The sequence below is a fragment of the uncultured Thiodictyon sp. genome (assembly GCF_903828115.1).
GTDB lineage: Bacteria > Pseudomonadota > Gammaproteobacteria > Chromatiales > Chromatiaceae > Thiodictyon.
Genome location: NZ_CAIKKU010000049.1, coordinates 1 through 7,076 on the forward strand (window position 1 = coordinate 1; position 7,076 = coordinate 7,076).

The 7,076-nt window shown below is 60.7% G+C and carries 5 protein-coding genes and 1 pseudogene; 1 reads left to right on the forward strand and 5 read right to left on the reverse strand.

Going from position 1 to position 7,076, the window contains the following annotated elements:
• Positions 1-86: 86 nt before the first annotated feature.
• The 5 genes and pseudogenes from QZY48_RS01805 to QZY48_RS01825 form a co-directional block, all read right to left on the reverse strand.
• On the reverse strand, positions 87-437 hold the full coding sequence (locus QZY48_RS01805) for a BrnA antitoxin family protein (RefSeq protein WP_295426927.1): 351 nt from the start codon (positions 435-437) through the stop codon (positions 87-89).
• Between the two features lie 69 nt (positions 438-506).
• On the reverse strand, positions 507-743 hold the full coding sequence (locus tag QZY48_RS01810) for a hypothetical protein (protein WP_295426930.1): 237 nt from the start codon (positions 741-743) through the stop codon (positions 507-509).
• A 420-nt stretch (positions 744-1,163) separates the two neighbouring features.
• Positions 1,164-2,375: a restriction endonuclease subunit S gene (locus QZY48_RS01815; protein WP_295426932.1), complete on the reverse strand. Its 1,212-nt coding sequence runs from the start codon at positions 2,373-2,375 to the stop codon at positions 1,164-1,166.
• Positions 2,372-3,628, reverse strand: a complete 1,257-nt coding sequence (locus QZY48_RS01820) for an N-6 DNA methylase (protein WP_295426934.1) — start codon at positions 3,626-3,628, stop codon at positions 2,372-2,374. Before QZY48_RS01820 ends, QZY48_RS01815 begins: the two co-directional genes overlap by 4 nt.
• Positions 3,629-3,864: 236 nt before the next feature.
• Positions 3,865-4,200, reverse strand: a pseudogene (locus tag QZY48_RS01825) (type I restriction-modification system subunit M N-terminal domain-containing protein); the annotation flags it as partial.
• Between the two features lie 366 nt (positions 4,201-4,566).
• Here QZY48_RS01825 and QZY48_RS01830 point away from each other — a divergent pair.
• Entirely contained in the window at positions 4,567-6,951 is a 2,385-nt protein-coding gene (locus QZY48_RS01830) for a protease pro-enzyme activation domain-containing protein (RefSeq protein WP_295426937.1), read from the forward strand.
• The last annotated feature ends 125 nt before the right edge of the window (positions 6,952-7,076 follow it).

Here is a 7,076-nt window from a genome sequence, read left to right on the forward strand (position 1 = left end):
CGCATTACGTCTTTGGCTTAGCCCTGAATGGGCGTGACATCAGGAGCCCACCGTTATGTCACGCCCTTTCAGGGCTAGGCTTGCTTCTATGCCTCATACCCAGGGCGTTGCCCTGGGCTGGTATGTTCGACCCCGTTGGGGTCGGAACGCCGTTCGTCCCGATGTGACGCCAACTCCTCGCGGACTACCCGGCGCAGCCTGTCCTCAATGTGCTCGCCTTCCATCGCACGATGCAGCGCCTGGTTGATCAGTGTCTCATAACCCTGCTTGCCGGCCTTGGCTTTGAAAAACGCCACGACCGAGGAGTCCAATCTGATGGAAACCTGTTCGGTGCCCAGTCGCTCACCGACTGCCGTTGCGAATTCCTCGCGGCTGACATCCTTGAGCCCGACCCGGAGACGGGGCTCAGAGGTAGGAGAAGAAGTCTTCGATTTCATTACGTGTCGCGCCATGTAAATTCCATCGGGTACTCTGTCTATAGTGGATAGACTTCAGTGGAACCTGGTTCAGTTGTGAGGTAACGTCTGACTCAGCCGCAGGGCGACGGAGTCCTGGATGAAGACCGGCTTGAAGCAATTTGCGGGATACAGGTAATGATCACCTGAGTCATCGATGATACGAATCATTCCATGTCCGGCGTTCATCTCGACCACTTCATAGAGACGGCCGACATGAATATCCTCACCGGAGACATTGCCCAGGTTTCCTCTTTGAACGCAAACCACAAAATCCGGAGTCATCATCTTTAAATCCTCTCACGGAGACACGGAGGCACGGAGAAGAAGCAGTTAACATCAGAGCCTTAGATCTCTGCGACTAAGGCCCGGAGCCGGTCAGGCAGGCGCTGGTACCGCACGACGGAAGTGCTCGGACCATTGACGCCACCGCGGCCTTAGGGTGCGCCGTGCGCACCATGGTGCCAACCGAAACCCTGGCCACGGCGATCAACCGCAGCACCCCAAGGTGCGCACGGCGCACCCTACGCCAATGGTCCGGGCAATCGCGTCAAGTGGTACCAGGCATTGGCACGATCAAGACCTTGCACCTCGTCATGGGCGTCGAGTTTCTTATCAGGGATCTTTTCTTTGTGTCTCCGTGTCTCCGTGAGAGAAATTCTTCTTTTTTAAGATATGGGTCAGGGGATGGCCCAGGCCCGCCCCCGCTCACCCTGAGGCATGGCCCCGATCTTGCTGCTTGGTGCCTTCGCACATGCTGGGCGGGAACTGGATGTCGAGGTCCGCGACCGAGAGCTTGCCGGAGATCAGGCGGGGGAGGAGGAGGTCGCGGGTCTTGGTGAGGTTTATGTTTTCCTGCCGAAAATTCTCCGCCTGCTTGTGGATCGGATCGACAATCCCAGCAAATCGCTGTTGAAGATTCTTATCAGGAACCACCATCGGTATGCCGTTTACATGGTTCCGATTGAGGGTCGGAACCCCAGCCCCGGAATTAAAATTCTCAAGGCCCATATTCTTGAGCGTATAAAAGACCAGGAAAGGCGAGTTGCCGAAAAATTTTTTGACGTAGAGCACGGTATTCAAAGGCCATGCCCTCGTGTGAGTCATCAATACGTCACCAAGGCTACCCGATCGCCCAGTGGTGATTACGGGTGGTTCGACTTTATACTGTTTATGGAATGTCTTAACTGATGTCGATGCGACGACTGGATAGGGGCCTTCTTCCACGAGATCGTTCGGTAGATCGTAACCACGCTTCAGCATACAGAATTCACCGAATCTCTTACGCTCCCATCCCTCCGGCATACCTTTGGTGATCTTGGTATTTTTATGGTCGGGAAAACGCAGGCGGACGAACCATTCGCGGAAAATCTCCTCGGCTATCTTTTCGAGGAGGGTGATGCGGCGCTTGTTGGTCTCGATCAGGTCGTCATAGGCAGTCAGTATAGCTGCAATCTTGCGCTGTGTCTGTCGTTCTGGTATCAGAATCTTGATCTTCGAGAACGCGCTTTTGTTTACGATTGGCGTGGCGGATCCACCCGCGTAAACCTCAAGTGTAGGGCGTAACATGGATGAGAGGTAGAAAACGAAATCAGGGTCGTGCCGCTGAGCATCAACGACAATTGAATTTATTTGTTGATTTGAAACTGAAGGCCGATCAGTGGCGCACACCTTTCCGATCGTCGCGCCGATACAAACCACACATACCGTCTTTCTTGGAAGCTGAATATTTCTAAGTGCCCCAAAGCCTTGCTCCGACAGAAAGCGGTCTGTTGATGTGAATTTGTTTCCGAATTGAATATCGGATGGTGTAACAAACGGAAAGTCCTCGCCAAAATGCTCCGGCTTCGCGATTGGTGGTGTCCGGCCAGTAACCACCTTGCCAAGATCAGCGACGATATGTGTCTTCCAACTATTCATTCTTCGCCAACAACCAATTGAACGTTATGGAGGACTATTTGCTCCAGCCTCTTCGCTGAGTCGCTAAGCGCCTTGATCTGCGCATTGAAATCCAAAATCGCTTCAATAAACTGCTGATCCGTCTTCCCATCCTCCTCAATCACCACCCCCACATACCGCCCCGGATTGAGCGAGTAGTCCTGCTCCTTGACCTCGTCGAGCTCGGCCAGTTTGCAGAGCCCGGTGACATCCTCGTACCGCGCCTCCGGAAAGCGCTCCTGCAGCCAATGGATATGGGAGAACCAACTCTCGGCGCTCCTGACCTCGGCATGAATGGCCTCAAGTGCGGTCTTGAGCGCCTTGGTCTGCCGGTCCGGGCTGCCCCGCCTGCCGTCGGCCTTGGCCTGCTCGGCAACCTGCTTCTCCTGGTGGCGGACGGCGCGATCGAGCTGTTTGAGACAGTCGTGCAGGGCGGTGAAGAAGGGGTCGAAGGTGGCGCGAAGGGCCCGTTGGGCGCTGTTCCTGTCTTCGACCGTGGCCTGGTCGCCGTTGTGCCGCTGATAGGCGGCGTAGGCCAGTTGCAGGGCCTCGAGCCCGTCCCAGGCCTTCACCAGACTCGCGACCGCGGCCTTGCCTGCCTCATCTTCCAGGACGGCGAGGAGTTGCGCCGAGACGGGCTCGACCTGTTGCCTGTTGTCGGCCAGCCGCTCCATGCCTGATGCAAAATAGCGGTCGATGAGTGCGAGGAACTCGCCGCGTCGCCCCTTGTGCAGGCGGCTGATGATGGCGATGTTCTGGACCTGCTCCTCGGTGAGTTCCCGGTGGGCGCGGTCGATCTGGGTGAAGATGTTGCGGGCGTCGATGAAGAGGATGCGTGCATCACGCTTGGCCTTGTCGAAGAACCAGAGGGTGGCCGGCAGCGTCACCGTATAGAACATGTTCGACGGCAGGGTCAACATGCCGTAGATGAGATTCTTCTCGATCAGGGTCCGGCGGCAGTCGGCCTCGCCGTGGCGGGCGTCGGAGGCGGAGTTGGCCATGACCAGGGCGGCGCGGCCGGTCGCCTTGAGCGAGGTGGCGAAGAGGTTGATCCAGAGCTTGACGGTCTCCCCCTGCTTCTCCTGGCCGTAGACATAGACGCTGGTGTCCTGGCCCTGGGCCTCCAACTCCTGGCGGTGCCGGGCGATGAAGTCGGCGGACTGGACGAACATGCCGCCGGACCCGCAGGCGGGATCGAAGACGGTGCCGCCATGCGGTTCGATGATTTCCACCATGAGCCGCACCACCGAGCGCGGGGTGAAGAACTCGCCCCCCCCTGCCCTTCGGCCATGGCGAACTTGCCGAGGAAGTATTCGTAGATCTGACCGAAGACGTCGCCGGTGGCGTCGTCCGGGATGTTGTCGAACTGGCGCAGGAGCTCGAACGGCAGGTCACGGGTCTCGGGCGTGCGGGTGAGGCGATAGTATTCGTCCTTGGGCAGGCTGCCGCGCAGCTCGGGCTTATAGTGCTCGATGGAGGCCATGGCGTTTTCGATGGCCTTGGCGATGTCCTCATACTCCGGCAGGTCGCGCAGGTAGCTGTAGCGGGCGTGCTTGGGGAGATAGAAACCGCACCTGCCCACGGCGATCTCGTCCAGGGGCCTTTCGCGCCGGGTGCCCTGGAGTGCGGCGTGCTCGGCCTGGATGGCGGCCTCATGGCGGCGGTAGTTGATGTCGGCAAACTTGAGGAAGATCAGACCGAGGACGGGGGTGCCGTATTCGGACGCCTTGAGATCCGAGTTCGCCCGCAGGTTATCGGCGGCGGACCAGAGGTCGTCTTCGAGTTTCTTGAGTTGGTCGCGGGTCATTGGTTACGGCAGGTCCTTGGGTGCGCGATGCTGTTTTTGTTCGATATTGGCAGTGATGAGCCGGAGCGCGGAGGCCCTGTCCAACGAGGACTGGCCGACCTCGGCAAGCACGCGATGCACAGCACCCAAGCGTTCGGAATTTATTATTTTACGGGTCAGATTGGCAACCAAGACCCAGGCGCCCAGAGAGGCTTGGCCCGGTCACCTGCCACCAGCAAACCCTGCTCAACCATGCTTAAAGAAAGCGCTGTTCTTGCTTGGTTGACTTCCCCAAAATGTCCTACTATCTTTCTCAACTAATGCCGTTTCGTGCGTTATTTCAATGCAAAGCCTCCGGTAAAGACGTCCGTGACTTGGAGTGGTGCCATGCTGCGTTATGGGTTGCTGCTGTGCTGTTTCACGCTGACGCTCTCCGCGTTCGGCGCGCCGGGATCGGATGAAACCGCCGCTACGGTCCGGTTGCCGGGCCATGTGCTGGAGGCCTTGGCGGGCGCGGAGTCCCTTGCGTCGGCGTCTGCGGGTGACGAGACACTGACCCTGACGCTGGTGCTCAAACGGGACGACCCGGCGGGCTTCGCCGACTATCTCGCCGCGGTCTATGACCCCGCGTCCCCTCAGTATCGGCGTTTCCTGACTCAGACCGAACTGACGGAGCGCTTCGGTCCCGCACGGGACAACTACGAGGCCGTGCTGGGCTGGTTGCAGGCCAACGGCTTGGGGCTGGTGCAGGGGTCCGCGAACCGGCTGACGCTGACGGTCGCCGGTCCTCGCGCCGCCGTCGAGCACGCCTTCGGGGTGTCCATCGGCACCTTCCGCCTCGGGGAGCGGACCTTCTTCGCCAACCGCGAGGAGCCGCGGCTGCCGACGGCCTTGGCGCCGCGGGTGCAGGCAGTCGCGGGGCTGTCCAATCTGGGGCAACCGGCCCCTCAGCTGATAAAAAGGCTAACGAGGTGGGCCGCAACTGGTTTGACTTGCATGACCTGCGCCTCCGACGCCAAAGACCCTATAAATTTTAACAAAGATAAAAAATGCGAAAGTAAGCTCGCGGACGGAGGTGCCTACAATTACACTAATAACAAGGATATAGCGACCGATTGCAAGTTGCCAGACGGAATCCCGGCGCAGTCTATGCGCGCCTCACTGACGCTGACTAAGGCCAGCCAGACCTGGGCTGCCGCGGCGACCCCATGGGCCGACGTTGACGGCAGCGGCCAGACCATCGGCCTGCTCCAGTTCGACAACTTCGATCCGGCCGATATCGTCAACTATCTGGACCTCATGGGGATGTCGCCGTCCCTGATCAGCAAACTGAGTTCGGTTGCGGTCAACGGCGGTGCGCCCCGGGGGGACGACGAAGCCGAAGTCCTGATGGACATCGTCAACGTGATGAACCTGGCGCCGGGCGCCGACATCGTGGTCTATCACGCGCCCTTCACCGGTGCCGGAACCAGCTTCCAAACCCTGTTGAATCGGATGATCGATGACCAGGTCGACATCATCAGCAACAGTTGGGCCTATTGCGAGAATCAGACCACGCTCGCGGACGTGCAGAGCATCGACGCGCTCTTGCAGACCGCGGCGGCCTCCGGCATCTCGGTGTTCAATGCCAGCGGCGATAGCGGCAGCACCTGTCTGAACGGCAGCCCGAACACGGTCGCGGTGCCGGCCGGTTCACCGAATGCGACCGCGGTGGGCGGTTCTTCGCTGACTCAAGGTCCCGGCTGGACCTACGGCACCGAGACCTGGTGGAACGGCAGCGGCGACACGCCGCCAAGCGGTCAGGGCGGTTTTGGTGTGAGCCGTTTCTTTGCGCGGCCAGGCTATCAAAGCGGCTTTACCACCTCGGCGATGCGTTCGGTGCCCGATGTGGTCGCCAATGCCGACCCGGCCGCGGGCATCATCCTGTGCCGCGGCAGTGCCGGCGGCTGTCCGGATGGGTTCCTGTACGGGGGCACCAGTTCGGCGGCACCGACCTGGGCCGGGCTCACGGCCCTGCTGAACCAGGCACGGGGCGCCAACCTTGGCCTGCTGAACCCCTTGCTGTATCCGCTGGCCGCCACCGATGCCTTCCACGGGCCGACGCGTCTGGGCAGTGACTTCGCCCATGTGGGGCTCGGTTCGCCCAACCTCGGCGTGCTGCATTTGCGGCTGAACGGCCTGACGGCCGGGCCTGCGGATGCCGCCCGCTCCAGTCTGGCCGGCTGGGTCGCCCCGCAGGACACCCCGGCGCTCCTGCAACTCGGCGGCGTCCCGGCCGACGGCGTCGCGCCGCTCTATATGGTTGCCAGGCTGCGCGACGCCGACGGCAACGCGATCAGCGGCAAGACCGTCCGGCTCGACGCCGCTCCGGCCGGGCAGGTCACGATCACGCCGGCCACGGCGGTCTCTACCGTCGATAACGGCGCGGCGATCTTCACCGTGAGGACCAATACGCCCCAGGCGATCCGCTTTACGGCGACCGACGTCACCGATGGGGTCGTCCTGACGCCTTTCGACAGCGACTTTGTCGTCCCGCCCGCCAGCGCCGCCGGCATCAGCGCGGCCCCGACCAGTGTCCTCAACAACGGTTCCGAGGCGACCACCGTCACGGTGACGCTAAAGGACGCCCTCGGCCGGCCCACGCCGGGCAAGCTGGTCACAGTCTCCCAGGGCGGCGGGCGCTCGGTCATCAGCGGCCCGAGCCCGAGTGTCACCGGCGCCGCCGGTACCATCGCGTTCACCGCCACCAACGAATTCCCTGAGAGGGTATAGACAAAATCTACCTGGCCGATATTCTTGCGCGAGTTTACAAGAACGAGGCGCGCAACGATGTCGAAAGGTGGTCGGCCAAAGAAGATCAACGAGGGACAGTATGAGGTGTTGCGCCAGATCGTCGC